We start from the raw sequence: 26,739 nt of genomic DNA, 5'->3' as shown, positions 1-26,739 counted from the left end.
CCACTTTTGTGCTGAGTAGCTGTTCGACAGCGAACTATCAAAATTCCGGACCGGTGGATCCGCCGGCAGCGGACCGGACTGAGGCTGCGAAAGGCACCCCGCCGGAAAAGCCAGAGCCAATCGTCCGATATCAGTTCGACTGCTCTGACGTGGACGGGCAGAAGATTGGCATACTCTCCAGCCTGGACGAGGTATGGGCGTCGACGAGGTATATGCGGATAGCGACGTGCGACGTCGCCTATGTGGGTGGAACTCCGCATATCCTCACTCCAGAGGAGGAATCGGCCGTGCAAGTGGCACTTGCGGCCGGAGCGCCGGCGGACGATAAGTCTGCACTGTTCCTGCGGATTTTGAAGGCGTCCACTCGTACGAACCCCCGGGAGTTGGAGGCGCGTTTGCCGGAGATCGGAGTTCCAGTCATCAGGGGTGCGCTGGCGTTTGCCCCTATGGCACCGCAAGCTATCCTGCTGGAACGGTGGCTCCAAAAAGCCTGAACATCCCTGCGCCCTGAACATCCCTGCGCAGGGAGGCAACTCTCGAAATTAAGGGTGGCCGGCTAGCGTTGGCCCTCGAGCCATAACGCGGTGATGTCAGGACTAGCCCAGCATGGCATTCATAGTGTTGATCACTGTGTCTTCCACCCCATTGCTTCCGCCCTTGAAATGGGCCAGATGCCCGTAGACAGCCATCGACCCGCCAGCAATGCCGGGGTGGTCGGGATCCCATCCGCCCTCATAGCTCCCGTAGGGCATGTAGGGGGGAAAGAACTCATTGCTGGGAATGTAACAGCAGGATTCATTGGCATAGCCGCCAACTATGATGCCGTTCGCGCCGCCATGCCCGGCTCGGAAGTAGGCACCATAACCGCTGACTAGCTCCCCGCCAATCATTGCGATCTTCAATTGGGGGTTGCCCTGGAGCTTCCAAACTTGAAAAGGCGAAGGGATTGAGGTGGGGAGGTTGTTGCTATCGATCCTTGCGATCATTCCCTGCGCATGTCTTTGGTACCAGCTTGGCTGCCCTTCAGGATTGCCAAGCCTTGCAACGAACGCAGCACGGACGCCGACGAGATTTGCCGGGGTCAGAGTGATGTCGAGGGGGAGTTGTACTTCCTGGTAATAGGTCAGCAGGGGGCCGGCTATCGTTCGCCCTGGGCCGGACATTGCCGAATTCACAGCAGCGCCCAAAGCGTTCCCTTGCTGGTCCCGCAAGGCCCAGCCCCGGGCTCCAAGCGGATCCTGATCCCCAGATGCCCCCTGAAGGAAGAGGGCGAAGCAGCCTGCGGTTTGAGCTTCCAGGTAGTTGCATGCCGCGGCTGGAAAGTCGCCGTCGAACAGCGTGCGCCATCCGGCGCTCACCGGATGGCAGGCGTAACTGAAAATAACAGCGCGCGGAACCCCATTGCTGCGCCGGGCCACAAGGATCGGAACGGCAGTCTCGGTGTATGGCAATCCAACCCTGTTGGCCGCAAAATTCTGGCTTGCAACTTTGTAGTCAAGGGTGACGGGTGTCCGTGGAGCCGCCAGGGCTGTCTGGACGAGAGAGACAATCTTGTCCTCCAGCGCGGCACAGTAGCTTTTGATCAGCGTGAGGTCGGACAGGCCATACGAAATGTGAGGCTGGAGCGTGTCGATGAGGGCGGGACCGTTGTGGGTATGCGTTGCCTGCATGAGGATCTCGCTGCTGTGCCAGCCGGCGAGGGCCAGAACGCGGGCACGGATTCTCTGGTGCATCGCACGGGGGAACGCAAGCACGTCCGCGCTCAATATGAGGTGGGGGTACGTATCTTCCCAGAGAACGATCGCCCGCGCATATAAGGGCTGGTACGGCGTGCTGCTGGTCGCAATCCGTCCTCCGTCAACCGTTCCGTAGCCGGCCATGTAAGGATTCGTGCTGAGAGTCGGCGTGATGTCGACCCTGGCTGTTGCAACGCTGAACGCCATGGCTAGATAGCTCCCTATGCCGGCGCTCCCGGTGGACCGTGGTCCTTCTCGTCAGGATCAAAATCCAAGGTGCGCGACCAGTACGTCAAATATGCTTCATTAGACCATGCAGGCAGACCTTCCGGGGGAAATTGGTGATAAGTCCCGCCGGAAAGCCCATTGGAGTTGGGGTGCCCTCGTGACGTTTATCCACATCTGTACCCATATGACTTGGCGGGGTGTTGTAACCTCCCTAGGCTGTACCCAGTTGTACTGCCTCTGCCGGGGGCGGCAGTCATTTTGGGGAACGCATGGATGCTGTACGAATCGTGGAGGACGAAGTCCGGGAGCTGATCCGTCGCCGGGGTCTTGACCCGTTGCGGCAGCCGGGCGAGGTTCGCCGGCTGGTTGAAGCCGCCGTCAGTGACTATGACGAGCGGGCCCTGATGGGACCGCTCCCGCCGATTGGTCCGCTGGAGGCTGCCCAGAGGTTTGTCTTTGATGCAGTAGCTGGGTTCGGTGTGCTCCAGCCGTTGTTGGACGACCCCTCCATCGAGGAAATCTGGCTGAATGCACCCAATGAGATCTATGTGGCCCGGAACGGCGAGTCCGAGCTCACGTCCCTGAGCTTAACGGCCCAACAGGTGCGCGACCTCGTGGAACGGATGCTAAAGAGTTCAGGCCGGCGGCTCGATATGTCTTCTCCATTTGTCGATGCTGCTTTGCCGGACGGTTCAAGGCTTCACGTAGTCATCCCCGACGTCACCCGGCGGCATTGGGCGGTGAACATCCGGAAGTTCGTGGTCAAAGCAAGCCGGCTGGAGCATCTCGTGGAGTTGGGGACCCTGACGCCCCAGGCGGCCCGGTTCCTGGGAGCAGCAGTGGCCAGCGGACTGAATATTCTTGTCTCCGGCGCCACTCAAGCAGGTAAAACTACCATGCTCAACTGTCTCGCGGCGGGTATCGGCAGCCGGGAACGGGTCATCACCGTCGAAGAAATCTTTGAGCTGCAGTTTCCTTTGAGGGATGTGGTGGGCCTTCAATGCCGCCAGCCCAATCTGGAGGGCGAAGGCGAGATCCCTTTGCGCAGGCTGGTAAAAGAAGCTTTGCGGATGCGCCCTGACCGATTGGTGGTGGGCGAAGTCAGAGAGGCCGAAAGTCTGGACATGCTGATCGCCCTGAACTCGGGCCTTCCCGGGATGTGCAGCGTGCATGCCAACTCGGCACACGATGCTGTGACCAAGATCTGCACGCTCCCTCTGTTGGCCGGTGAAAATATTTCCAGCGCCTTCGTGGTACCCACGGTTGCATCCTGCATAGACCTGGTGGTTCACTGCAGCCGCCAGGCCAACGGCCGCCGTCAGGTGACAGAAATTCTTTCCCTTGGCAGGCGCGTTGAGAACGGCATCATCGAGTCGTCGATGGTGTTCGCCATCGTAGATGGCCAGTTGCAGCCGAGGGCAAGTTCGATGCCCGCCACTGAGAAATTTGCCCGCGCTGGTTACGACGTCGCGGCGCTGCTGGAGTCGCGCTGATGGCGCCGTTAGTTGGGGTGCTGGCGGGGACAGGGCTGTTTCTCATCTGGTTGTCCTGCTGGGAGCAACTGGCGCCCGTTGATCGCACCCATAAGGTCAACCGGCTGGAGGACCTGCTGGCCTCCGCCGGCATCGAAAAGGTTACCGGAAGCGGCCTCATTGCCACGTGTGTTGGCCTGGGCATCTTTGTGGCACTTGCTTTCTTCGCTGTCAGCGGGTCTTGGCCCATTTCTGCCTGCTTTGGATTGTTCGGTGCGTGGCTGCCCATCAGCCTGGTCCGGTGGCGTGCCAAAAAGAGGACGGCGGTGCTGCGTCAGCTTTGGCCCGACGTTGTCGATCATCTTCGTTCCGCCATCCGGGCCGGTTTGTCGCTGCCGGAAGCCCTCATTCAACTGGGAGAGAAAGGTCCGGAGGAGCTTCGCCCTGTATTTCGCGACTTTGGCGCGGACTATCGCGCCGGTGGCCAGTTTAATGCCGCGCTGAATAAGCTCAAGGATCGGTTGGCTGATCCGGTGGCAGACCGGATAGTCGAGGCCCTGCGGCTGACGCGGGAAGTAGGCGGTTCCGACCTCGGGAAACTTCTGGGGACCCTGGCCGAGTTTCTCCGTGAAAGTGCCAGGACGCGAAGCGAACTGGAGGCCAGGCAGTCATGGACCATCAGTGCGGCAAGGCTGGCGGTCGCCGCGCCGTGGATTGTCATGGTCCTCCTGGCCACAAGGCCTGAAGCGGTGCAGGCCTACAATACGCCCGCAGGGGCCGGCGTGCTCCTCGGCGGGCTCGTGGTGTCATTGATCTGCTATTCCGTTATGCTGCGCATTGGGGCCCTCCCGCAGGACGAAAGGGTGCTCCGATGACCGGCACCTCCGCCGCTGTGATCGTCTGTGGTGTCGTTTTGGGTGGAGGCCTCTGGCTGTTGCTGGTCAGGCTGCCGTTCATGCGTGCCACCACGTTCGCCGAGCGGATTGAACCGCAGCTGAGGTCCCAAAACCTTGAGTCCAGGCTTCTGCGATCGAGCGAACGGAATATCACTCCGTTTGGGCCATTGGAGAGAATACTCCGACCGGTCGTTCGCGATGGCCTCTCGAGGCTTGCCAAATTGAATCTTGGTTCCAGGGCGCTGGTGCGCAGGCTTGCACAGGCAGGGATCAGCAAAGCACCTGTGGATTTCAGGGCGGAACAGCTCCTGTGGGCCGCGGCAGGATTTGTTGTCTCACTGGCGGGAGTCGTCCTTGGCGCCGTCGCCGGGCGCTTCAGCCCAGTCTTGGCTGTTATTGCTGTGCTGGGCAGCACCCTTGGTGGCTTTATGCTCCGGGATTACTGGCTTGGCGTCCAGATCAGCAAACGGGAATCCCGGATGATGGCGGAGTTTCCCAGTCTCGCCGAGCTGATGGCGCTGGCAGTCAGCGCCGGGGAGAGCGCCACCGGCGCTTTGGACAGGGTATGCCGCAGCGCCCGGGGAGAGCTGGCCGGAGAATTTGCCAAAATTCTCTCGGAGACCAGGGCAGGAAAGCCCTTGGTTGCTGCACTGCAGGAATTCTCCGCACGGACGGACTTGGGGCCGCTGGTCAGGTTTGTCGACGGCGTCATTGTGGCCGTTGAGCGGGGCACACCCCTGGCAGATGTGCTGCGGGCCCAGGCACAGGACGTCCGGGACAACGCCAAGCGCGAACTTATGGAATCCGCGGGCCGGAAGGAGATTGCGATGATGGTGCCACTCGTGTTCGGAGTTCTTCCCTTGACGGTGGTCTTCGCCGTGTTTCCAGGAATAGCCGCGATCAGCCTGGGTCTCTGAAAGACCCGGCCGCGAAACGGGATTTACGTGCACAAAAGTCAGCATTACCGCGGATGAACAACTAGAGCCAAGAATCCGCCGAGTCATTGAGTCTTTGCCACCACGCAGTATCTACAGATTGGGGATTGAAGAATGAAAAACCTGGGACTTCGGAGCGGATTGCTCTTCCTGGCGTTTCTGGCCGGTCTCTGGACCGTGGCAACCAGGGCCGGCGCCAGGTCATTGAGTGACGCATCCGGGCAGGCCGGACGGGCTGACCATCCGGAGCGGGGCGACGTCCCTGGTTGGGTGATGATCACGTTGATGTCCGCCGTCCTGGTGGCAGCGCTGCTGGCGCTCGCAGGCCCGGCGCTTGAAGCAATGTTTAACCAGGCCATGGACAAGGTCGGAAGCTAGCCCGTGCACCGACAATGCCAGAGCGGACCTTCTTCCGCGACTGGTTGGCGCAGCGAAGAGCGCGGCTCTGCGGTGGTCGACTTCATCCTGGTGGGCGGCCTGCTCACGGTGTTCTTCCTCGCCATCATCCAGCTGGCCTTGGTCCTGCACGTCCGGAATACATTGATCGATGCCGCTTCCTCGGGTGCCCGCTACGGAACCCTGGCTGATCGTGGTGCCCCCGACGCTACTGAACGTGCAGCGGACCTGATCGGGTCAGCGCTAAATGCCGACTATGCCCTGGACATCAGCACGTCCGAGGTGACGTTTCAAGGCCTAAGAACTCTGCAGGTAACAGTCCGGGCACCCATGCCCGTCATCGGCCTCATTGGCCCGCGGGAGATGCTGGAGGTTAAAGGTCATGCTGCAATCCAGCCCTGAGCACCAATCCAGCAGCGAACACCAGTGGCGACCAGGATGGCAGTCATGCTGGCCGCCATTGAGCCTCCGAACCAAAAGCAGGTTCTGTGAAGCCCTGTGCCTGACCCCGGCCGATCCTGGCAGTGTGCGTGAAAGCGAGCGGGGGAGTGCGGTGGTTGAATTTACTTTCCTGGCACTCCTCCTGATGGTCCCCCTGGTGTATTTCATCATCACCATGGGGCACCTCCAAGGTGGTTCTTTTGCAGTGGTGGGTGCCGCCGACCAGGCAGCCAAGGTTTTTGTGGCACAGCCAGACGCACGCTCCGCTCAGACAGCCGCGGAGCAGGCTGCGCTCATCGCTTTGGCGGACTACGGTCACCCTGCCGAAGCGGCACACGTATCAACGCTTTGCGAGCCCTCTGACTGTCAGGCCGCGGGTACTGCTGTCACTGTCACTGTTAGCCTGACCGTTCAGTTGCCCTTCATTCCTTTCAGCGACGCGTTCAGACTGAATGCCAGCGAGGTCGAGGCCTCCTCAACCCAAGTGGTTGGCAAGTTTCGATGAAACAGATTCGATGAAAAACCTTCATAAGGCAGCGTCACCAAAAGCCAGGCAGAAGGAACGGCGAGCACGGGAGGACGGTCAGATGATCGTGCTCATCATCGGCTACGTTTTGCTGGCACTGCTTGTGACGACCGTGGTTGTTGGCATCTCCAGTGTCTACTTGGAACATAAGAGGCTGCTTTCGCTTGCCGATGGAGCATCGCTCGCAGCTGCGGACAGCTACAAACTGGGCCAAGTGGGGACGGAGGGTGGCGTCCCTTCTGCAGTCTTGAACCCAGAACGCGTCCGCAACGTGGCCAGCGAGTTCGTCGCAAAGTCTCCCGCCTCGCAGCGCTTTGATGACCTGTTGGTTGCCCCGGCGACCGGAAGTCCCGACGGTTCAACCGCCGTCGTAGTGCTCAGCGCCGCCGTCCACCCGCCGGTGGTGAATTTCCTGGTCCCTGACGGAATCAGGATAGAAGCGACCTCCACCGCGCGCTCCCGGCTAACCCGGTGACGGAGCGTGGCAGGCGGGGCAAGCGTTACGAGGAATACCGGGACGATCGCGGCGCCAGCAGGCCGGTTCGGGCTCCCGGATGGATAGCGTAGGCTTAAACGACCATGGCCAATATTGATTTTTCCGCAGAAATCCGCGCTCTTCGCGCTACCTACACCTCCATCGAGCGAGTGACTGATGTTGAGGCGTTGAAGGAAGACATCGCTGAATTGAGCGAGCGGGCGGGGGAGCCTGACCTGTGGGATGACCCGGCGGCAGCCCAGAAAATCACCTCACGCCTGTCCCATCGCCAGTCCGAGCTGGAACGGCTCAACACACTGGCATCGCGGATTGACGACCTGGAGGTCCTGGTGGAGCTGGGCCAGGACGAGGACGACGCCGATTCCATGGGCGAGGCGGCCACCGAACTTGAATCCATCAGGAAATCGCTGAAGGAACTTGAAGTGGTAACCCTGCTCTCGGGCGAGTACGACGAACGTGAGGCAGTAGTCTCCATCCGTGCAGGAGCGGGCGGCGTAGATGCCGCAGACTTCGCCGAGATGCTGATGCGCATGTACCTGCGCTGGGCCGAACGCCATGGTTACCCGACCACTGTCATGGACACGTCCTACGCGGAAGAGGCAGGGCTCAAGTCGGCTACCTTTGAAGTCAAGGCCCCGTACGCCTTCGGCACCCTCAGCGTGGAGGCCGGCACCCACCGGCTCGTCAGAATCAGTCCCTTCGACAACCAGGGCAGGCGCCAGACGTCCTTCGCCGCAGTGGAGGTCATACCTCTGATTGAACAGACCGACTCCATAGATATTCCGGACAACGAGATCCGCGTGGACGTCTTCAGGTCATCGGGACCCGGCGGCCAGTCAGTCAACACCACCGACTCAGCGGTGCGCCTGACCCACATCCCGACTGGCACCGTGGTTTCAATGCAGAACGAAAAGTCCCAGCTGCAGAACCGCGCGGCTGCCATGCGTGTGCTCCAGTCCCGCCTCCTTCTAATAAAGAAGGAGCAGGAAGATGCTGAAAAGAAGGCTTTCGCCGGTGACGTTAAGGCGTCGTGGGGCGACCAGATGCGGTCCTACGTGCTCAACCCCTACCAAATGGTGAAGGATCTCCGCACCGAACATGAAGTAGGTAATACCTCGGCTGTTTTCGACGGTGAGATCGACGACTTTATCGACGCCGGTATCCGTTGGCGCACCGATAACCGCAACGCTGACAAGTAGGCAGGTCGGCCTTACCCGGTAGGCCGGATCGCGCGACACGCCCCCGGAACCCCCTAAATCCGGGCAAAAGGCTGCGTATAGTCGAGGAGCCGGAGCTCTACTTCCCCCAAAAGAAAGCCCGCGCACCGGCTGCAGATCTGGGCTGCATCAGCCATGCCCTGCAGGGTACTTAGGGCCATGATCCGATTCGAAAATGTCACCAAGGTCTACGACCAGACAGCCCGGCCGGCGCTGGACGCCGTCAGCCTCGAGATTGACCGTGGTGAATTCGCGTTCCTTGTTGGTGCTTCCGGGTCCGGCAAGTCCACCTTCCTCAGGCTTGTCCTGAAGGAAGACCGGGCATCGTCAGGTGCCGTCTACGTGGCCGGCCAGAATGTAGCTAAAATTTCAAGCTGGCGCGTGCCCAAGCTGCGCCGAGGCATCGGTGTGGTCTTCCAGGATTTCCGTCTCCTTCCGCAGAAGAACGTTTTCGCGAACGTTGCCTTTGCGATGCAGGTGATTGGCAAGAGCCGCAGCGTGATCCGCGATACTGTCCCCGAGGTGCTCAAGACGGTAGGGCTCGAAGGCAAGGAGCACCGGATGCCGCACGAACTTTCCGGTGGAGAGCAGCAGCGTGTAGCCATTGCCCGCGCCGTAGTCAACCGCCCCGGCATTCTCCTCGCCGACGAACCGACAGGAAACCTCGATCCCACCACGTCCATGGGCATCATGGGCGTGCTGGACAAGATCAACCAGAACGGCACCACCGTGGTCATGGCCACCCACGACGACGACATTGTGAACGAAATGCGCAAACGTGTGGTGGAGCTGAAGAACGGCGTCGTTATCCGTGACGAGGCGAGGGCCCTCTACACCTCAATGATTCCCGTGGTGGGCCAGTCCCGGCGGCTCAAGGATGCCAGCGGACGGGAAGAAATTCCACCTGCCGTTCCTGTCGATTACCGTACAGATGCCGGGGAGGAGCAGCGATGAGGCTTGCATTTATCCTGGGCGAGATCGGCAGCGGGCTTCGCCGAAACATCTCCATGGTTGTTTCGGTCATCCTGGTTACTTTTGTCTCCCTGACATTCGTCGGCGCCGCCGGCATGCTCCAGCTTCAGATCAACCAGATGAAGGGCTACTGGTACGACAAAGTCCAGGTAGCGATTTTCCTGTGCAGTGATGGTTCGACGGCGACCGGCTGCGCAACGGGGCCAGTCACCCCCGAGCAGCAGGAGAACCTCAAAGGCCTCCTTGAGTCACCCGCCGTCGCGCAGTACATCAATGACTTCCAATACGAATCCAAGGAAGACGCCTACAAACATTTCAAGGAACAGTTCTCCAATTCGCCGATTGTGGACTCCGTCACCCCTGACCAGCTGCCGGCCTCCTTCCGGATCAACATGAAGGATCCGCAAAAATACCAGATCATCAGTGAGACGTTTTCGTCCCAGCCCGGTGTGGAGAGCGTTATTGACCAGCGGCAGCTGCTGGAGCGTTTGTTCACGGTTATGAACGGCGCTTCGCTGGTGGCAGTGCTGATCGCCGGCGTCATGATTGTTTGCGCCATCCTCCTCATCGCCACCACCATCCGCTTGTCAGCGTTCAGCCGTCGCCGCGAAACCGGCATCATGCGCCTGGTGGGAGCTTCCAAGACCGTCATCCAGCTTCCGTTCATTCTGGAGGGTGTGATTGCGGCGGTGATTGGAGCAGCGCTTGCCTCGGGCACCCTCTGGGCGGTGGCCCACTTCTTCCTGGGCGAGTTCCTGTCCAAGCAATATCCGGACACAGCATTCATCTCGCCGGGGCAGACGCTTATTCTTGCGCCGGCGCTGCTAATCCTTGGCGGATCCTTGGCAGGAATTTCGTCTCTCTTGACCTTACGTAGATATTTGAGGGTTTAGTCTGTGCAAACCGAACAAGGAATGCTTATGAACGCAATGCACCGAACCTTGCCCCGGCACCGCCGGGACAGCCCCCGCCCTTCAGCGCGCCGCAGCGGTGTCATCAGTGCTGTCCTTGCACTGGTCCTCACCGCCAGCCTCGCCTCCGCCGCCCCCACTGCGTTCGCCGGTGACTTGGAAGACAAACAGGCAGCCCTTGAAGCAGAGGCAGCCCGCGTCCAGCAGTCACTCGAATTTGTGGACTCCCGGATCGCCAAGGCAGCCGGCGACCTGGTGATCTACCAGGGTCAACTCCCCGGGGCCCAGCAGGCGCTCCTGGAAGCGCAAGGCCGGGTGGCCAGCGCGGTCAAAGAAGTGGAAGCACTCGCCGCCCGCGTCGACCTGGCGCAACAGAACAAGGCCAAGATCACCCAGCAGCTTGAGACAGACAAGCAGAAGATCGCGGAAACCAAGAAACTTATCGGCCAGATCGCAACCCAGGCTTACAAGTCCGGCGGGGTCCCGTCGAACCTGACGCTCTTTTTCGGGTCCAACACTGGCGGCAGCCTGACCGACACGATGGATCTCGCGGATCAGGCTATGCGCAGCCAGAACTCGGCCATGGACAAACTCACGCAGCAGAGCGCCACCAACGTGAACTCGCAGGCCCGCCTTGAAGCTGTCGAGGCGGAGATCCAGGACCTGAAGGCAAAAGCTGATGCCGCGCTGGAACGGGAAAAAGTTGCCCGGGACGAGGCGGAGGCAAAGAAGGCACAGGTTGACCAGCTGATCGCCGATACCCAGCGGCTGGACGCTGAGCTGCAGGCGGCGAAGCCCGGAATCCAGAGCCAGCTGGCCGCCGTCCAGGCGAGCCAGGACGCCATTGCCGCCGAAATTGTTGAGCGGGACAGAAAGCTCCGTGAAGCGTGGGAGGCTGAGCAGAGGCGCCTCGCCGCGGCCGCCGCTGCGGCCGCAGCAGCGGCGGGCCAGGCTGCGAAGCCGTACGTTCCGGTGACCGGTTCGCCGTCGGCCTTTGGCCTGCGTCATCCGTTCGATGGCAGCGTCCCCATCACGTCCGGCTTCGGTTGGCGGGCCACGCCCCCGGGCACCATCGACTTTTACGGCACAGGCGGCTACCTGCACACGGGCATCGACTTTGGCGCTGCCTGCGGTACGCCCGTATATGCGGCGGCTGCCGGGGAGGTATTTTCCTCCGGGTGGAACTCCGGTGACGGTGGCGGGTGGCGCGTAAAGCTCTCCCACGGTGTGGTGCAGGGCAACTCCCTGACAACCATCTACTACCACAACAGCAGCATTGTGGTTTCCAACGGCCAGCAGGTCTCCCAGGGACAGCTGATCGCGTACTCCGGAAACACCGGCAACTCCACAGGTTGCCATGCGCACTTCGAAACATGGCTTAACGGCGCGGCCGTGGACCCGATGCGCCTGCTCTAGTGCCGTCCGGCGGCTGCCGTACACTGGTATGACTCCAGGCCGGACTGGCCGGAGGCAACGAGGATGACAGAACTGAGGAGTTCCACCGTGCCCAAAGAAAGTGGCCGAAAAGTAGTGGCCACCAACCGCAAGGCCCGGCATGACTATCACGTGCTGGACACTTATGAGGCCGGAATCGCCCTGATGGGCACCGAAGTGAAGTCGCTCCGGGAGGGCCACGCCTCCATGGTGGATGGTTTCTGCACTTTTTATAATGATGAGCTGTGGATGGAGGGCATCCACATCCCGGAGTACAACCAGGGCAGCTGGACCAACCACTCCGCCCGGCGGCGGCGCAAGCTGCTGCTCCACAGGGAGGAGCTCATTAAGATCTCCCATAAGATCCGCGAATCGGGCTTCACCATAGTGCCGCTGCAGCTGTACTTCCTGGACGGCAGGGCCAAAGTGGAGATCGGCGTCGCCCGCGGCAAGAAGGAGTACGACAAGCGCCAAAGCCTCCGCGAGCAGCAGGACAACCGCGAAGCTTTGCGGGAAATCAGGGAACGCAACCGCCGCTAGGAATGATTTGGCCACGGCATGCGTTATGCTTGGTAGCCCGGCAGGAATTGCTGACTGCCCTTCTGGTTGTTTGCTTGAAGGGTGCAGGTTGAACTGCTGGTTTGATAACAAAATACGGGGATGATCGGTTTCGACGATGTTAGTCGCGACAGGTGAAGCGGGCCGAGGATGCAGAATTATCTCGTAAACGCTGTCTGCAAACCAATAAGTGCCGAAAACAAGCGCACTGACTTCGCTCTTGCTGCCTAAGCAGTAAGACAGTCCGTCAGCCCGAGGTTGCTATTGCCCCGGATCCTGGCGTCATTTAGATAGCCACTGCTGTTTACCTCCGTCATCGGGGTGAACGGGACTCTTAGATGACTGGGCCCGGATCAGCTACTTGTTTGCAAGATAGCTGGGGCCGAGAAAATCCGACGCAAACTGCGCCCGGAGAAGCCCTGACAACACGACATCGGACGGGGGTTCAATTCCCCCCATCTCCACAGAAGCTGGCCCCTAGAAATAGGGGCCATTTTCTTGCCCCAGCAGGAACGATCCCAGCAGCATTTCCAGCGCCGCTTCGCTCCGCGCGGCACTGCGGGGCTCTGTTCGGCCACCTGGCACACTCCGTCGGCAGAGCCCGTCGGCACATTCCGTTGGCACGGCCGCTCGGCACGGCCGATTGATACAGCCGCTTGCTACACCCGCGCGGCACGGCCGGGAAGCCCCCTGACGGCGTTCACCAACGGCGTAGCGGTGGAGGGACTATGGCCGGGCCGTCGATCGTTGTCCACTGTAGGACCCGGCGCCAGTCCAGCATCCGAAGCCGGGAGGCAGCAAGAGCAGGAGGTGCGCCATGGACCCGGCGCGGGAGCCCAATCCAGCAGTGCCCAATCCAGCAGTGCCCGATCCTCCAGAGTCCGACGACGGTCTCCTGGACTCTTACTCAAAAACCGTGATGCGGGTGGCCGAAACTGTCACTCCCCACGTTGCAGCCATTGAAATGACCGGCAACCGCCGAAATGGCAGGTTCAGGTTTGGAGCGGGATCAGCCGTGCTCTTCACTGAGGACGGCTACCTCCTCACAAACTCCCATGTAGTAGCCGGAACACATCACGGGCATGCAGTCTTCGCGGATGGCAGCCGGACCGAGCTTGAGCTCGTGGGAGTGGATCCCCTGTCCGACCTTGCAGTGATCCGCGGCCGTGCGCCGAAAGTAGCCCCGGCAGAGTTCGGCGACGCCGAGTCCCTGCGGGTAGGGCAGTTGGTAGTGGCCGTTGGCAATCCGCTGGGACTGGCAGGTTCCGTGACAGCCGGTGTGGTCAGCGGCCTGGGCCGGGCGATTCCGGTGTGGTCAGGCGGCAACCGGCGGGTCATCGAGGATGTCATCCAAACGGACGCTGCCCTGAATTCAGGCAGCTCGGGCGGCGCCCTGGCAGACACCCATAGCCGGATCGTGGGCATCAACACGGCGGTGGCAGGTGCAGGGTTGGGCCTGGCTGTTCCTATCAATGCCACCACCCGCCGCATCATCTCCGCACTCCTGACAGATGGCCGTGTGCGGCGGGCCTACCTCGGCGTGGTCAGCACACCTATCCGGCTCAATGCCAGTGCAGTGGTCAGGACCGGGCAACGCGACGGTCTGAGGGTAGTTGAGGTGCTGGCAGGTTCTCCCGCAGACAGGGCGGGCATCCAGGCCGGCGACTTTATCCTGACGGCGGGAAACCGTCGGGTCAGCAATGCCGAAAGCCTTCAAAAACTGCTCTTCGCGGATGCTATCGGCCAGCCTCTTCAGATCGCCGTCCTGCGCGATGGCAAGGAAATGGATCTCGTGGCTGTCCCTGAAGAAATGGCCGCGAACGGGTAGGTTGGCGGGTTGACGGGAAGCGGCGGGTCTCAGTCCGGAACGGAAACGTCAGCGATGCCCACAAAACGGGTCCCGACGCCGTCGAACTCGCTCCGGACGAAGCCAGGACGAGGGGGCGGCAGCTCGCTGGGAGCATGGTGGCCGCAGGTGACGTAGGTGAAGTCGGGCCACCATTTCTTGGGCCGTGCCGCTTCCTCATACCCACAGACGGCGCACTCCAAATGGACCCAGACCGGACGTTTGCCCGTTCTGTTGGCGCGTGACTGGACAAGCCACGGTGGTGGGTTGTCCAGGATCTCACCCAGGTCCGCTTCGGACAGCCACTTGGGGACTCCATGCCGCTGGGCCATTTCCATAGGTACATCAAGGGCAATTGCCGCGTCGCGTCTGCTAATCATCACAGTCAACGATACGGGACACTGCCAAACCGGTGATCCGGACCGGTCAGCGCCAGGTCACCAGGGCAATGCCCAGGGCCGCGGCGGCGAAGCCCGCAACGAGGTTCCCGCCCAGGTTCAGTCCGGCCGCCGTGAACCGCGCTTCGCTCAGGAGCCGGACCGTGGCCGTGGTCCAGGAACTGAAGGTGGTGAGCCCTCCCGCCAAACCTGTGGCCACGGCGGTGTGCCAGTCGGCGGGAAGTCCCAGCCGTCCGGTGATACCGATGGACAGCCCGATAATGAGGCAGCCTGTGACATTAACCAGCAACGTTGCCCAAGGCCAGTGGCGCGGTGTTCCACCCACCGTGGTGACAGGGCGGCGGGCAGCATGGTGTGCGAACCAGCTATCGGCCGCGAAGCGCAGCAGCGCGCCCAGGACACCCAACACTCCGACGAGCCCTGCGGCGATCATGTAACCGCCCCCTTCCTGTCGGCAAGGACCTTGCCTGTGCGCCAACCTGCTGCTGCGGCGCCCAGTCCAAGTATCAGGGAGAGGGCAAGGTAGGCAATCCATGCTGGGTGCTGGCCGGCCCGCGCCATTTGGTCAATGGCGAATACCACAGCGGAGAAGGTAGTGAACGAGCCCAGCAGCCCGGGGCCTATGCCGGCCCTGAGCCAGAAGGCAGTGTGAGGGCGTGCAATCCAGAAGGTGGTCAGTGCCGCGAGCACAAAGCTCCCGGAAACGTTGATCAAGAGTGTGGCCCACGGAATGGCTCCGGGAGCGTCAGGGAAGGCAAGGCCCAGGCCGTAGCGAACTTCCGTTCCCACCAGGCCACCTGCTGCCACTGCCAGCCACGCGCGCCAATTCGGCATGCTGCCGGCGGCCTGGTTCACTCAGCGGTCCTCGAGGACGCAGCCAGGGTGGGGGTGGTCGCTGTGCACCCAGAGGGCTGACGTCACTTCGTCGGTGAGGTCATATTCCTGTTTCCTGCCCGCAGAACGGATCCGCACCACAAGGGCCCCGCCGAAGGGTTTACGGCCTACAACCTCAACATCGGCGTCCAGGTCGATTTCCTGGGCGGAGAGGTACCGCAGGAGGTCGGGGTTCTCATCGCTGATCCTGGTGATCCTGCCGGTGTGGCCCTGATCCAGCTCGCTCATCAGGCGGGCCGGTGGCATCAGCACGGTTCCGTCCGCAGTAGGAATGGGGTCCCCGTGGGGATCGCGCTGGGGATTGCCCAGCTTGGCCGCCATGCGCTCAATGAACGTATCCGAGACCGCGTGCTCCAGCAGTTCGGCTTCATCGTGGACCTCATCCCAGCTGTACCCCAGCTGCTGGACAAGGTAGGTCTCGATTAGTCGGTGCCGCCGCACCATGGACAGGGCCAACCGTACCCCGTCCTGAGTCAGGGTGATGGCACTGTACGGCTTGTGGTCCACCAGGCCCTGGTCCTTGAGTTTGCGGACCATTTCCGAAACCGAGGAATTTGCCACCCCCAGGCGCTGGGCGAGCTGGGAGGACGTGATGGGCTTGTCCTGCCACTCCGTGAAGGAGTATATGACCTTGACGTAGTCCTCGATCGAGGAGGAGGGCGCGCTGGTCTTCACGGTACCAAGCCTACCCGGTGGTCAGCCGGCGTCATGCCTTGATGGCCCGCCAGGTCAGCGTCAGGTAAGGCAGTCCCAGCCCAGCACCGGCGGTGTGGTCCAAATGCTCGTGCAGGTACCAGTCGAGATTGGCGAGGACCTTACTCCGGGTGGCCTCACCCGCCCTCAGGAAATAGCTCCGGGATTTGGCCAGTTCAATGATGTCCGCCGTGCTGAGCCGGTCTTCCCACCGTGTCACATGGCTTTCGAGCCCCTGGAACTCAGACCCCACCACAGGACGGAATTCCGGCTTGTAGACGTCTCCGGCGTGCATGATCCGTGAGAGCCGGTGGACCCACGGTATGGACGTGTCCAGCTGGTTCCAGATAAGGCCGAGTGTCCCACCGGGACGAAGAATCCGTGCGAGTTCCGTGCTGGCTGGCAGCGGGTCACACCAATGCCAGGCCTGGGCAACGCTGACGACGTCGAAGGAGCCGCTCGCCATACCTGTTGACTCGGCTGTACCCTGCTTTGCCGCCACTTGTGGATAGTGGATCGCCAGTTGCTTGAGCATGTCGGCGGAAGGGTCCACCGCTGAAACGGCCAGGCCGCGCTCCAGCAGCAAGGCCGTGAACTTGCCAGTCCCTGCACCCACGTCAACGGCATCCCGGGCCCCGACGGGAATCAGCCAGTCAGCTGAGTCCGCGGGATACCCGGGCCGGACGCGCTGGTAGTGCTCGCCGCCGTCCTGGAAGCTCTGTGCGAGTTCCCGACGGCGTCCGTGGTCAAGTTTGGGGCCACCCCGTGCCACGCGCGGCCTCCTTCGCCTGATGCCCTTGGGTATCTTTCGAATTTACCGCACGGGCGCGTACCGACGAACCAGGCCTCCAGCAGGCCTCACGCCGGACCTTTGAAAGGGGTGCACTTCAGTCTTGGGCGCAGGTCAGTCTCAGATGCAGTTCAGTCTTGGGCGCAGTCAGTCTTCGATGCAGGGAGCGGCGCCCGCGGTGCCGGGGGTGTTCGGCGCCCACGACGGGTAAGTCCGGGTGTCATTGGCGGGGACCCAGCGGCCGGCGTCCACCACGTAGTCCCAGCCCAGGCCGGTGCGTCGCAGTTCCTCGATGCCTGCCAGCAGCCGTTGGGCGTCTTCGAGGCGGGATCCCAGTCCGAAGCTGGCCCGGAGGGAGCCGGAAGGAAGACCAAGGCGTTTGAGCAAGGGGTGGGCGCAGAAACGGCCGTCACGGAGGCCGACGCCGTGCTCGGCGGACAGATAGGCAGCCACCAGTCCCGCGTCATAGCCGGCAACGGAGAAGTTCACGACGCCGATGGTATCGGTCTCGGGGTCGGTGTCCTTGAAGATCTGGTGGACTGTGACGCCGTCGATCTTCTCAAGGCCTTCCACCAGGAAGGACCTGATGGCGGACTCATGGGCATGCCAGCGGTTCTGGTCCAAGGCGGCGATGACCTGGGTGGCGCGGGCAAGAGTGGCTGCGCCCAGGACGTTGGGGGAGCCGCCTTCATGCCTGGCCGGGCCGGTGGCCCAGCTCACGCCATCCAGCCTGGCTTCCCGGACAGCGCCGCCGCCCGCCAGGTGGGGAGTGCCGGCGTCGAGCCAGTCCGGGCGGCCCACCAGGACACCTGACCCAAAGGGCGCATAGAGCTTGTGGCCGGAGAAGGCCAGGTAGTCGACGTCGTCAGCGGCGATGTCGATCCGCCGGTGCGGTGCAAGCTGTGCGGCGTCCACCACGATGCGGGCGCCGTGCTCGTGGGCCAGTGCCGCCAGTGCCCGGATGGGCAGGATCTCGCCGGTGACGTTGGACGCACCGGTGACGGCCAGCAGGCTCACCCCGCCCTGTTCCAGCTCGGCACGGATAGCCTCGACGGTACCGGTGAGGGTGTCGGCGGCGACGACACTGCGGTGCGGGACTCCCTGCCACGGCAGGAGGTTGGCATGGTGTTCGATGTCGAGATACAGGACGTCGCCCAGGTTGCGCCCGTCGGTGGCCGGAAGGCAGCCGGCCAGCAGGTTCAGGGAATCAGTGGTGTTACGGGTGAAGATGACGGAGTCATCCGGACGGCCGCCAACAAAGTCCCTGACGATGCTGCGTGAGTTCTCATAAACCGAAGTGCTGATCTGGGATGCGTAGCCGGCACCACGGTGGACGCTCGCGTAAAACGGCAGGATCTCGTTGAGGTAGGCAGAAACCACGGAGAGGGCCGGCGCCGAAGCACCATAGTCCAGGTTGGCGTACCTGGCGTGCCCGCCCTGGATCAGGGGAGCCTGGATCTCCGCTCCGGTGACGGCGGAAAGGGGACGCCCGGCGATGGCAAGGCGATCAGCGGACAGTGCTGTTGATGTGCCGGGCCGTGCCTGGGCAGCGGTATTGGGGGAGACGGTGGCAGTTGTCACAGAGACCTCACTCTGAAAAGGACTCCCTGTGCCGGGAATCCGCGCTTGCCGCATCCGTTCCGGACCGGCCTGGTCGTCACCCGGGGCACCCCACCGCGAATGGAGGGTTGCCGGCCAGCAAACCGGGGTTTAGCGCTGGCACTCGTGACCTGTTAAGAGCGTAGGACATGGGCCGGGCGGGGAAAAAGCCGGGCCGAATGTTAAGGGTTTTGTTACGTGGCGTTGAAATAGGCCTACTCATCGAAGATACGACGGCGGACGCCTCCTTTTGGAGGCGTCCGCCGCTGATAATTCGGGTGATCAGGACGACAGGAGATCGTCCAGGCTGGGATTGAGTCTCTTCAGGACCTCCGAGTGCAGGATGGAGTTGGTGGCCAGGGCGTTGCCTCCGAAGGGTCCGTCCTCTCCCTCGAGGGAGGTAAACCGGCCGCCGGCCTCAACCACAATGGGCACCAGCGCCGCCATGTCGTAAAGGTTCAGCTCCGGTTCACAAGCGATGTCCACAGACCCTTCGGCCACCATGCAGTAGGACCAGAAGTCGCCGTATGCCCGGGTCCGCCACACATCCTCAGTGAGCTCCAGGAACTCGTCCAGGTTGCCCCGTTCCTTCCACCCGCCCAGGCTGGAGTAGGACAGCGACGCGTCCGAGAGCTTCGAGACGTCCGATACCCGGAGCCGGGTGGCGGCGGCGAGGGAACGGCCCATGTAGGCTCCAGCGCCCTTGGCCGCCCACCAGCGCTTACCGAGCGCCGGGGCGCTGACCACGCCAACCACCGGTTCGCCCTCGTCAACGAGTGCGATGAGTGTGGCCCAGACAGGGACGCCGCGAACAAAGTTCTTAGTGCCGTCAATGGGGTCGATGATCCACCGGCGGGAACCATGTCCGCTGCTGCCGAACTCCTCACCGAGCACGGCATCACGGGGACGGGAGCGGGAGAGCTGGCCTCGGATGGCTTCCTCAGCGGCCTTGTCAGCATCTGTGACCGGCGTCAGGTCCGGCTTGGTTTCGATGTGGAGGTCCAGGGCCTTGAAGCGGCTCATGGTCTGGTCGTCCACGGAGTCGGCCAGCACGTGGGCCAGGCGCAAGTCATCGTTGTAGCTCGAAGCGGGTTGGATCATGGTTCCAAACTACCGTCAAAGCGAGGCAGGGGCGGGGACATCGGCGTCCCGAACCGTTCCGACGCTCCCGGACACGGTCCGCTGAAGGCAGGAAAAGCGGCAAAAACCCGACGAACAGTGAGCGGATTCCGGCTGGCCGTACGTCAGCCCATGCTGCCGAGTTCCTTGGTTTCCTGGCCTTCCATCCGCGGATCAGTGCCAAGCAACCGCCGCAGTGATGCAAGCCGGGCTGCACCCGTGGAGCCGGCGTGGCCCTCGGCCACCCATGCGTCCAGGCCGCAGTTGACCGCGGCGGCGTTGTGCTTGCAGCCACGTTCGCACGCGTCTGTTCCCGGTTCGAGGTCCGGGAATGACCGGAGGATGCGGTCCGGATCCACATGCGCCAGGCCGAAGGACCGGATCCCTGGAGTGTCAATGATCCAGCTGCCCGCCGGCGCGTCAGTCAGTTTGAGGGCCAGGGCAGACGATGACGTGTGCCGCCCCCTCCCCGTCACCGCGTTGACGCCGCCGGTGGCACGTTCGGCACCTGTCAGCGCATTAACCATGGTGGATTTGCCCACGCCCGAATGCCCCAGCATCACCGTGACCTTGCCATCGAGGTGTTCACGGAGCTGGGCAACGGCATTACTGTCCAGCCGGGCCGACAGTCCGTCATCGGAACGCGCGTCGATGCCGGACGCCTCGGAATCGGCCGTGCGGCTGATGATCACCGGGAAATCAAGGTGCTCGTAGTTGGACAACAGCTCCGAAGGATCCTTCACGTCCGCCTTCGTGACCAGCAGCAGCGGGTCAATCCCGGCGTCGTAGGCTGCTACCAAGGCGCGGTCGATAAAGCCTGTGCGGGGTTCCGGGTTGGCGGCAGCCACCACAACCACCAGCTGATCAGCGTTGGCCACTACTGCGCGCTCCACCGGATCCGTGTCGTCCGCGCTTCGGCGCAGGAGTGTCCTGCGGTCCTGGATCTTGACGAGGCGGGCCAGGGTGTCCGGTTCCCCCGATACATCCCCCACCAGCGAGACGAAATCTCCGGCAACCACGGGGGAACGGCGCAATTCCCGGGCCCTTGCCGAGATGATCACCCGCTCATCGCCCGAATCCTCACCCACCACTGCTGTATACCGGCCGCGGTCCACCGTGATGATGCGTCCCGTGACAGCGTCGTCGTGACTGGGACGGTCCTTGGTGCGCGGGCGGGACCCCTTCTTGCTGGGACGGATCCGGACATCGGACTCGTCCCAAGAATCAGTGCTGCGTGCCACCGACGGAACCCTCCGGTCCCTGGGGCTCGGTTGACTGGCCCTGGGCCAGCATGTCCGCCCACAGTGCAGGAAAGTCCGGCATGGTCTTTGCGGTGGTGGCGATGTCCTCCACCTCGACGCCTTCCACGGCGAGGCCAAGGATGGCGCCCGCTGTGGCCATTCGGTGGTCTGCGTAACTATGTACGACGCCGCCATGCAGCTTGGCCGGGCGGATCACCAATCCGTCGCTGGTCTCTTCTGCATTGCCGCCGAGGCGGTTGATTTCGGTGACAAGCCCCGCCAGCCGGTCTGTCTCATGCCCGCGCAGGTGCGCTATTCCTGTGAGTCTGGAAGGCCCGCTGGCGAGGGCGCACAGGGCGGCGACAGTCGGGGCAAGTTCGCTGGTTTCATCGAAGTCGCCACCCTGGATCCCAGCTCCGCCGGTAACGGTCAGGACGCCGTCAGCCAGGCTGACTTCGGCGCCCATTGCGGACAGGATGCTGCGCCATTTGTCGCCCACCTGGGTGGTACCGGCCGGCCAGTTCGGGATGCGGACCGTTCCGCGGGATGCCAAGGCAGCGGCCAGGAAGGGGCCCGCGTTGGACAGGTCCTGCTCGATGCGCTGGTCGAAAGCCCGAATGTGGCCCGGGGCGACAACCCAGTGGTTGGGGACGGAGTCATCCACAGAAACCCCCACGCTTCGCAGTACGGCCACCGTCATGTTGATGTGGTCAAGGCTTGGCACTGGCTTGCCCACGTGCTCCAGGTGCAGGCCTTCAGCAAACCGTGCTCCCACCAGGAGCAGAGCCGAGACGAACTGCGACGACGCGCTGGCATCTATCACCAAGTGTCCGCCGCGGACTTCGCCCGTGCCCTCGACCACGAAGGGCAACGAGGCAGGAGTGCCGCCGTCCTCGGCTGCTACCGCAACGCCCAGGGCTTTCAGCGCTTCGATAATGGTTCCCATGGGGCGGTTCCTGGCGTGCGGATCGCCGTCGAAAACGCTCTCGCCGTTTCGAAGCGCGGCAAGCGGAGGAACGAACCGCATGACGGTTCCGGCGAGGCCGCAATCTATCTGTGTCCGAGCCGGGGGAGCGTCCTGGCTCAGCGGAATCACTTCGAGGTCCGGCCCAAAGGCACCGTCCCCCGGTACCTCGGTGATGCCGGCACCGAGTTGGCGCAGGGCCTCAATCATCAATGCGGAGTCCCTCGAGTGCAGCGGTGCCCGCAGCCTGGAGGGGCCGTCAGCCAGTGCCGCCAGGACCAGGAACCTGTTGGTCAGGGACTTCGAACCCGGCACCGTAACAGTGGCGTTGACCGGCCTGGCGGCAAATGGGGCGGGCCAGTGGGGCACAGTTTCGGAAGAGTCTCGGGCAGGGGCGGCAATGGATCCGGTCATGCGTCCTTAGGCCCCCGTTGCCTGATCCACGACTCGCCGGACAGCCTTGTCAGCCTTATGGAGCTGCTTCCCGGTGGTCTTTTTGGTGTCGGCAGCGAGGTGTGAAGCGCCCTTTTTCACGTCGGCAGCCAGGTGCTCTGCGCGCCAGGCCAGTCCGGGCTTGCCTGCCGTATCCACGGAGGCAAGCAAGGCGCCGCCGCTGAGGGAGAGGTTTTTGAGGAGCTGCTTGCGCCGGGCATCCCGGCCTTCCTTGGAACTGATGTCCGCGCTTCGCCACTCCACAAAAGTGTTCAGAACCGAGATAACCGTGAGCAGTGTTGCTGACAGCCGGGCGAACTTGCCGAGTCCGAACAACACACCGGCACCCACCTGCGTTCCGCCAATCACCTTGGCCAGTGTCTTCTCGCTGGTCTGGAAAGGCAACGAGGCTGCTGCCTTGCGCAGAAGGGGCGAGAGTTGCTGGGCGGTATCATCAGCGTTCTTGAACTTGTCCAGACCGGCAAGGATGAAACTGGATGCCAGCATGGGCCGGGCGAGAGTACGGACAAAGGACATGGATTTCCTCCTGGGTGGACGAACCGCGTCGTATGCGGCGGAGTCCGTTCTAGTCTTGCACTTTTGAGGAATATTTGCCTGCCACCAGTGGTTATGGTTTGCGGGTCCGGGTATGCCGGACACCCCCAATCGATGAACTGCAGTGGCAAAGAGCGGAGTTGGCCCTTGGCGTTGGTGAAGGACGAAACGGAAGTCGCGGGCCCGGTAGTTTTGGAGACTCTGGAATCAGATCCTCCGGAGTACGGTTCGGAGCGCGCGCGGAGCGTGACAGTAGACTTGAAGGCAATGAGCACCCTGGATCCGGCCCTAGAGGCCATGTATGAGGCCTCCGGAAGCGAAGCCAAGAGCCGTATCGACGCGCAGGCCCCCGCTGCCGGAGAATCCGCAGAGCCTGAAACCGTCACTGGTGAGCCTGCAGAGCCCGCCGTTGACGTGGCCAACGAATCGCCGGAAGAGCGCCGCATCCGCTTCGAGCGGGACGCAATGCAATACGTGGACCAGCTTTATTCCGCTGCCATGCGCATGGCCCGGAACCCGGCTGATGCCGAGGACCTTGTCCAGGAGGCGTACACCAAGGCGTTTTCGGCCTTCCATCAGTACAAGCCGGGCACCAACCTCAAAGCATGGTTGTACCGGATCCTGACCAACACCTACATCAACCTGTACCGGAAACGGCAGCGGGAGCCTTTGCAGTCCAATTCGGACACGATTGAGGACTGGCAGCTGGCCAGGGCGGAGTCCCATACGTCCAGTGGCCTCAGGTCAGCGGAGGCAGAGGCCCTCGATCACCTGCCCGATTCAGATGTGAAGCGCGCGCTGCAGGCAATTCCGGAGGAGTTCCGGCTGGCCGTTTACTTCGCGGACGTCGAAGGCTTCGCCTACAAGGAAATTTCGGACATCATGAACACGCCCATCGGCACCGTGATGTCCCGGCTCCACCGCGGCCGGAAAATGTTGCGGGACATGCTGGCGGACTATGCCGCCGATCGGGGATTCAAAGGCGCCGTCGAAACCCAGGAAGCGGCCGAAAGCACACAACAGGAGAACAGGAAATGAGCGACTGCCAGGGATTGGGCGACTGCGACGACGCCAGGATGCAACGCATCTATGAGTACCTTGACGGGGCACTGACCCGTGAAGACATCACGGAGATCAAGCACCACCTTGATGACTGCCCTGAATGCACTCAGCAGTACGACCTCGAATGCGTGATCCGGAACATGGTGAAACGGTCATGTACCGAGGCCGCGCCGGAGAACCTGAAGAACGCCATCCTGGATCGGATACATTCCATCCGCCCGGTGGACGCTTAGCATTCACCGCCAGCTGCGGAGGACCTGATCCGCTGAGGGATCCGATCCCCGGAAAACCGGGCAGGACGAACCGGTCAAGAACTGATTCAGGGACGAGAACCGATTCAAGACGAAGGACCCCGGAAGCCGTGTGGCTTCCGGGGTCCCTCGCTTAAACCGTGATTCCAAGCTTTTGCTTAGGTGTTGGGGCGCTTCCCATGGTTCGCGCCGCCACGCTTACGGTCACGACGTTTACGTGCACGCTTGCTCATAGCTGGCCTCCTTAATTTCGGTACTCAAAAGAGCTGCCCTCAAGTCTCCCATAAGAAGGGACAGGCCGCGAACCAGGAACGCAGCCATGACCTAGGCGGTGTTCGGCAACGGCCCGGCCCTGCAGTGGCTTGCCCCGCCATTCACCCGCCCCGCCAGTCAACCGTGCAGCGAATTCCTGATGGAGATGCGGGCCTGGTCAAGGACGGTCTTGACGGTTTCGAGTGCCAGGGGGCTGAGCGGCTGCCGGCTCGCCTCCAGTCGAAGTTCGATCCGGAGGTCGTCGCGGAACGCCTGAAGGAGCAGCTCGGCCTCCTTCAGCGTCCGGTTCCCGTCGTGGGGCTGCCGGTTACCTGTCATCCTGAAGTCGGCAGAGCGGGCTGCGGAACGCGCCGCCTCGGCCGTTGCTGCCAGATCTGCCCGCAGGCCGCGCATGTTGCTGCGGATGTCCTCGCGGAGGTTGTCCGCCAGGCGGCGGACGGAGGCGGAGATGTCGTTTTCGACGCCGGCGAGCTCGTCCCGGCGGCTGTTCAGTTCCGCCAGCCCCGCAGCGGTGATGAAATAGTTTGTCCGCCTGCCCACCGACTCCGTAGCTACCAGACCCTCCTCCTCCAGCTTCCCCAGGCGCGGGTAGATGGTTCCGGCGCTGGGGGAATATGTGCCGCCGAACCTCTCCTTGAGGGCCTTGATGAGCTCGTAGCCATGTTTGGGGCCGGACTCCAGGAGAGCCAGAAGGTAGAGCCGGAGGGCACCATGGGCGAAGACCGGAGGCATCAGCCCGCCGCTTCCGGGTTCCTTGTTTCGCCGTCCGATGTTTCCCCGTTACTCGGAGCGTGGCCATGGAAGATGGACGTCTTGCCTGAGACGGAGTTGGTTCGCACCAGCATGAGCTTCCTGTCCGGGCCGGCGATGGTTTCCACCTTGCCCCCGGACTGCGCATAGTGCTGGTCGTCGATGACCACTGTCCCGCTGGCCGATTTCGCCACAATGTCCACCCCGACGTCGTGCGGGAGCCGGATGGTCAGGTCCCCGGAAACTGAATTGGCCCCGAAATCATGGGTAAAGCCCCACAGGTCAAAACTCATGTCGCCGCTGACAGTGTTGGCGCGGATATTGCTGAACCGGCCGGAGGCCGTAACTTCGCCCGAGACGCTTTTGGCGGTCAGGACGCCGTCGTGATTGCGCGCTGCCACGTCCCCGCTGATGGTGTTGATGTGGAGGTTGCCACTGGTGCCATCCGCCATCACCGAGCCGGAGACGGTGTTGAGCCTGGTGTGCCCGCTGATCCCGGACACCAGTCCGTCACCGCTGACCGTGCCCGCTTCCACTTCGACCCCTGCCGGAACGGCTATGCTGATGACCGCCGAATTATTGCTGTTGTGGTTGACGGTTCCCATGAGGTTCTTGAACCAGCCTTGCGGCCCGTGAAGCTGGTGGCGGACCTCAAGCCGGCCGTCGACAAACGAAACAGCCACAGGGTCGCCCTGCACGTCGGTGATTTCAATCCGGGTTACCGGCTCGGCATGGGTAACGACGTCGAACCTTCCGCGCACCATGCCCAGCTTGAGTGACCTGACACTGTCTACGTCGATTGTTTGCGGATCGGTGACGGTCCAGCTGTCCTCTGCCATTGGTTCCTCCAAGATCGCGATATATCGTGTCTTAGGCCAACTTATAACGGGAGCAGGAGTAGGTCAAGATATATCGCGAACTGCCGAAGTGGCCGCTTAGGCCGGAGCGTCCATTTTGAGCCATTGGAACCAGCCGCGATGCAGGACCAGCCACGCCATGAGGCCATACCCCGCCTGTCCGGGGGTTCCGCTGTTAGCGGCGAGGTCCTGCCGCCACTGCTCATGGTTGACCAGTGGAGAGAACGTGTCCACGTAAAGGTGTTTGCGGCGGGTGGTCACATCGGCGAAGGCAGTATTCAGCTCGCCAAGGCGCCGGTTTTGTGCCGGGTCCAGGGTGGGGGGCGGCCCCACCACAAAGACTTCAATCCTGTTTTGCGATGCCGAATCCAGGATATTTGCCAGGTTGAGCCGGCTGCGTGCAGTGGAAAGGCCGAATTCAATGTCCCGGCCGGACAGTCCAATCACGAGGCGGTTCTCGTGCTGGTCACCGAACCGGCGTCCGGCCTCCTCCAGCCAGCGGGCTGCCAACCCTTCCGTTCCCTCCTGCGGGCAGGGGAGGGCATAGCTTTCCAGTTCCACGCCATCCTGGGGAGTGCGGGCCAAAACGCGGCCCAGCCAGCCGAGTGCCCTGGGATCCCCAAGCCCGGCCAGCAGTTCATCTCCAACAGCTGCGATGCGCAGCTTCCTGTCTTCCACGGATTCCTCTTTACTTCAGTGCTGAATGACATGACGCGTAGCCCGCATCTGCTGCTGCCGGACCGTTTCCGGGAAGCGGCCCACCCCCCATTAAACAGAACTGCCCGGCCGGAGTCTGG

Annotated in this window: 31 protein-coding genes, 1 other RNA gene and 1 riboswitch; of the genes, 17 read left to right on the top strand and 15 right to left on the bottom strand. The window is 62.5% G+C overall.

Annotated elements, in window-relative coordinates:
* Nucleotides 1–53 precede the first annotated feature (53 nt).
* A complete protein-coding gene (locus F8G81_RS15695; RefSeq protein WP_267275617.1) occupies nucleotides 54–494 on the top strand; it encodes a hypothetical protein in 441 nt (146 codons plus the stop codon).
* Between the two features lie 102 nt (nucleotides 495–596).
* On the opposite strand, the gene F8G81_RS15690 is transcribed toward F8G81_RS15695, so the two are convergent.
* A complete protein-coding gene (locus F8G81_RS15690; RefSeq protein WP_267275616.1) occupies nucleotides 597–1,880 on the bottom strand; it encodes a hypothetical protein in 1,284 nt (427 codons plus the stop codon).
* A gap of 353 nt (nucleotides 1,881–2,233) precedes the next feature.
* Here F8G81_RS15690 and F8G81_RS15685 point away from each other — a divergent pair, with 353 nt between their 5' ends.
* From F8G81_RS15685 to F8G81_RS15620, 14 genes are all read left to right on the top strand, one after another.
* A complete protein-coding gene (locus F8G81_RS15685; RefSeq protein WP_267275615.1) occupies nucleotides 2,234–3,457 on the top strand; it encodes a CpaF family protein in 1,224 nt (407 codons plus the stop codon).
* Entirely contained in the window at nucleotides 3,457–4,311 is an 855-nt protein-coding gene (locus F8G81_RS15680; RefSeq protein WP_267275614.1) for a type II secretion system F family protein, read from the top strand. The genes F8G81_RS15685 and F8G81_RS15680 overlap by 1 nt, the downstream gene beginning before the upstream one ends.
* The gene (locus F8G81_RS15675) at nucleotides 4,308–5,249 is read left to right on the top strand and encodes a type II secretion system F family protein (RefSeq protein WP_267275613.1); all 942 of its coding nucleotides are present in this window, start codon (nucleotides 4,308–4,310) and stop codon (nucleotides 5,247–5,249) included. Before F8G81_RS15680 ends, F8G81_RS15675 begins: the two co-directional genes overlap by 4 nt.
* A 132-nt stretch (nucleotides 5,250–5,381) precedes the next feature.
* Entirely contained in the window at nucleotides 5,382–5,645 is a 264-nt protein-coding gene (locus F8G81_RS15670; protein WP_267275612.1) for a hypothetical protein, read from the top strand.
* A gap of 72 nt (nucleotides 5,646–5,717) precedes the next feature.
* The gene (locus F8G81_RS15665) at nucleotides 5,718–6,065 is read left to right on the top strand and encodes a TadE family protein (RefSeq protein ID WP_267275611.1); all 348 of its coding nucleotides are present in this window, start codon (nucleotides 5,718–5,720) and stop codon (nucleotides 6,063–6,065) included.
* Nucleotides 6,066–6,189: 124 nt separating this feature from the next.
* Nucleotides 6,190–6,609, top strand: coding sequence for a hypothetical protein (locus tag F8G81_RS15660; protein WP_323809195.1), 420 nt, complete (start codon nucleotides 6,190–6,192; stop codon nucleotides 6,607–6,609).
* A gap of 10 nt (nucleotides 6,610–6,619) precedes the next feature.
* Complete coding sequence (locus F8G81_RS15655; protein ID WP_267275610.1) at nucleotides 6,620–7,105, top strand: Tad domain-containing protein; 486 nt, start codon at nucleotides 6,620–6,622, stop codon at nucleotides 7,103–7,105.
* A gap of 104 nt (nucleotides 7,106–7,209) precedes the next feature.
* Nucleotides 7,210–8,325: a peptide chain release factor 2 gene (gene prfB / locus F8G81_RS15650; protein ID WP_267275609.1), complete on the top strand. Its 1,116-nt coding sequence runs from the start codon at nucleotides 7,210–7,212 to the stop codon at nucleotides 8,323–8,325.
* 177 nt (nucleotides 8,326–8,502) lie between these two features.
* Nucleotides 8,503–9,297, top strand: a complete 795-nt coding sequence (gene ftsE / locus F8G81_RS15645; protein WP_267275608.1) for a cell division ATP-binding protein FtsE — start codon at nucleotides 8,503–8,505, stop codon at nucleotides 9,295–9,297.
* Entirely contained in the window at nucleotides 9,294–10,208 is a 915-nt protein-coding gene (gene ftsX, locus F8G81_RS15640) for a permease-like cell division protein FtsX (RefSeq protein ID WP_267275607.1), read from the top strand. The genes ftsE and ftsX overlap by 4 nt, the downstream gene beginning before the upstream one ends.
* Before the next feature lie 27 nt (nucleotides 10,209–10,235).
* Entirely contained in the window at nucleotides 10,236–11,642 is a 1,407-nt protein-coding gene (locus F8G81_RS15635; RefSeq protein WP_267275606.1) for a M23 family metallopeptidase, read from the top strand.
* 87 nt (nucleotides 11,643–11,729) lie between these two features.
* Nucleotides 11,730–12,200, top strand: a complete 471-nt coding sequence (gene smpB / locus F8G81_RS15630) for an SsrA-binding protein SmpB (RefSeq protein ID WP_267275605.1) — start codon at nucleotides 11,730–11,732, stop codon at nucleotides 12,198–12,200.
* Between the two features lie 116 nt (nucleotides 12,201–12,316).
* Nucleotides 12,317–12,685, top strand: a transfer-messenger RNA (tmRNA) gene (ssrA, locus tag F8G81_RS15625).
* Nucleotides 12,686–13,035: 350 nt separating this feature from the next.
* Entirely contained in the window at nucleotides 13,036–14,046 is a 1,011-nt protein-coding gene (locus F8G81_RS15620; protein ID WP_267275604.1) for a S1C family serine protease, read from the top strand.
* Nucleotides 14,047–14,075: 29 nt separating this feature from the next.
* Here F8G81_RS15620 and F8G81_RS15615 read toward each other — a convergent pair whose 3' ends face one another.
* The 10 genes from F8G81_RS15615 to F8G81_RS15570 all read right to left on the bottom strand — a co-directional run bounded on the left by F8G81_RS15615 (nucleotide 14,076) and on the right by F8G81_RS15570 (nucleotide 22,731).
* Nucleotides 14,076–14,444: a hypothetical protein gene (locus tag F8G81_RS15615; protein WP_267275603.1), complete on the bottom strand. Its 369-nt coding sequence runs from the start codon at nucleotides 14,442–14,444 to the stop codon at nucleotides 14,076–14,078.
* Nucleotides 14,445–14,490: 46 nt separating this feature from the next.
* A complete protein-coding gene (locus tag F8G81_RS15610; RefSeq protein WP_267275602.1) occupies nucleotides 14,491–14,895 on the bottom strand; it encodes a fluoride efflux transporter FluC in 405 nt (134 codons plus the stop codon).
* The gene (locus F8G81_RS15605) at nucleotides 14,892–15,296 is read right to left on the bottom strand and encodes a fluoride efflux transporter FluC (protein ID WP_267279247.1); all 405 of its coding nucleotides are present in this window, start codon (nucleotides 15,294–15,296) and stop codon (nucleotides 14,892–14,894) included. Before F8G81_RS15605 ends, F8G81_RS15610 begins: the two co-directional genes overlap by 4 nt.
* 21 nt (nucleotides 15,297–15,317) lie before the next feature.
* Nucleotides 15,318–16,031 (bottom strand): metal-dependent transcriptional regulator, encoded by a 714-nt coding sequence (locus F8G81_RS15600; protein WP_267275601.1) that lies wholly within the window; start codon nucleotides 16,029–16,031, stop codon nucleotides 15,318–15,320.
* A 31-nt stretch (nucleotides 16,032–16,062) separates the two neighbouring features.
* The gene (locus F8G81_RS15595) at nucleotides 16,063–16,821 is read right to left on the bottom strand and encodes a class I SAM-dependent methyltransferase (protein WP_267275600.1); all 759 of its coding nucleotides are present in this window, start codon (nucleotides 16,819–16,821) and stop codon (nucleotides 16,063–16,065) included.
* A 165-nt stretch (nucleotides 16,822–16,986) separates the two neighbouring features.
* Nucleotides 16,987–18,420, bottom strand: coding sequence for an aminotransferase class V-fold PLP-dependent enzyme (locus F8G81_RS15590; RefSeq protein WP_267275599.1), 1,434 nt, complete (start codon nucleotides 18,418–18,420; stop codon nucleotides 16,987–16,989).
* A gap of 36 nt (nucleotides 18,421–18,456) precedes the next feature.
* Nucleotides 18,457–18,570, bottom strand: a riboswitch (SAM riboswitch).
* 150 nt (nucleotides 18,571–18,720) lie between these two features.
* A complete protein-coding gene (gene hisN / locus F8G81_RS15585) occupies nucleotides 18,721–19,539 on the bottom strand; it encodes a histidinol-phosphatase (RefSeq protein ID WP_267275598.1) in 819 nt (272 codons plus the stop codon).
* A gap of 143 nt (nucleotides 19,540–19,682) precedes the next feature.
* A complete protein-coding gene (locus F8G81_RS15580; protein ID WP_267275597.1) occupies nucleotides 19,683–20,798 on the bottom strand; it encodes a ribosome small subunit-dependent GTPase A in 1,116 nt (371 codons plus the stop codon).
* A complete protein-coding gene (gene aroA / locus F8G81_RS15575; RefSeq protein ID WP_267275596.1) occupies nucleotides 20,782–22,176 on the bottom strand; it encodes a 3-phosphoshikimate 1-carboxyvinyltransferase in 1,395 nt (464 codons plus the stop codon). Before aroA ends, F8G81_RS15580 begins: the two co-directional genes overlap by 17 nt.
* Before the next feature lie 6 nt (nucleotides 22,177–22,182).
* Nucleotides 22,183–22,731 carry a DoxX family protein gene (locus F8G81_RS15570; RefSeq protein WP_267275595.1) on the bottom strand — a complete coding sequence of 183 codons (549 nt, stop codon included), beginning with the start codon at nucleotides 22,729–22,731 and terminating at the stop codon, nucleotides 22,183–22,185.
* Nucleotides 22,732–23,016: 285 nt separating this feature from the next.
* On the opposite strand from F8G81_RS15570, the gene F8G81_RS15565 reads away from it, so the two are divergent.
* Together F8G81_RS15565 and rsrA are read left to right on the top strand one after the other, a co-directional pair.
* Nucleotides 23,017–23,787, top strand: a complete 771-nt coding sequence (locus F8G81_RS15565) for a sigma-70 family RNA polymerase sigma factor (protein ID WP_267275594.1) — start codon at nucleotides 23,017–23,019, stop codon at nucleotides 23,785–23,787.
* Nucleotides 23,784–24,044, top strand: coding sequence for a mycothiol system anti-sigma-R factor (gene rsrA, locus F8G81_RS15560; protein WP_267275593.1), 261 nt, complete (start codon nucleotides 23,784–23,786; stop codon nucleotides 24,042–24,044). The genes F8G81_RS15565 and rsrA overlap by 4 nt, the downstream gene beginning before the upstream one ends.
* Before the next feature lie 176 nt (nucleotides 24,045–24,220).
* Here the strand turns inward: rsrA and F8G81_RS23600 are convergent, their stop codons facing one another.
* The 4 genes from F8G81_RS23600 to F8G81_RS15545 all read right to left on the bottom strand — a co-directional run bounded on the left by F8G81_RS23600 (nucleotide 24,221) and on the right by F8G81_RS15545 (nucleotide 26,620).
* Nucleotides 24,221–24,295, bottom strand: coding sequence for a 50S ribosomal protein bL37 (locus F8G81_RS23600; RefSeq protein ID WP_369299106.1), 75 nt, complete (start codon nucleotides 24,293–24,295; stop codon nucleotides 24,221–24,223).
* A gap of 157 nt (nucleotides 24,296–24,452) precedes the next feature.
* Nucleotides 24,453–25,067, bottom strand: a complete 615-nt coding sequence (locus F8G81_RS15555) for a PadR family transcriptional regulator (RefSeq protein WP_267275592.1) — start codon at nucleotides 25,065–25,067, stop codon at nucleotides 24,453–24,455.
* Nucleotides 25,067–25,924, bottom strand: a complete 858-nt coding sequence (locus F8G81_RS15550) for a DUF4097 family beta strand repeat-containing protein (RefSeq protein ID WP_267275591.1) — start codon at nucleotides 25,922–25,924, stop codon at nucleotides 25,067–25,069. Before F8G81_RS15550 ends, F8G81_RS15555 begins: the two co-directional genes overlap by 1 nt.
* Before the next feature lie 96 nt (nucleotides 25,925–26,020).
* Nucleotides 26,021–26,620 (bottom strand): GDSL-type esterase/lipase family protein, encoded by a 600-nt coding sequence (locus F8G81_RS15545; protein ID WP_267275590.1) that lies wholly within the window; start codon nucleotides 26,618–26,620, stop codon nucleotides 26,021–26,023.
* Between the last annotated feature and the right edge of the window lie 119 nt (nucleotides 26,621–26,739).

The organism is Arthrobacter sp. CDRTa11 (assembly GCF_026427775.1).
Classification (GTDB): Bacteria; Actinomycetota; Actinomycetes; order Actinomycetales; family Micrococcaceae; genus Arthrobacter.
This window is presented reverse-complemented; position numbering and strand designations above follow the sequence as displayed.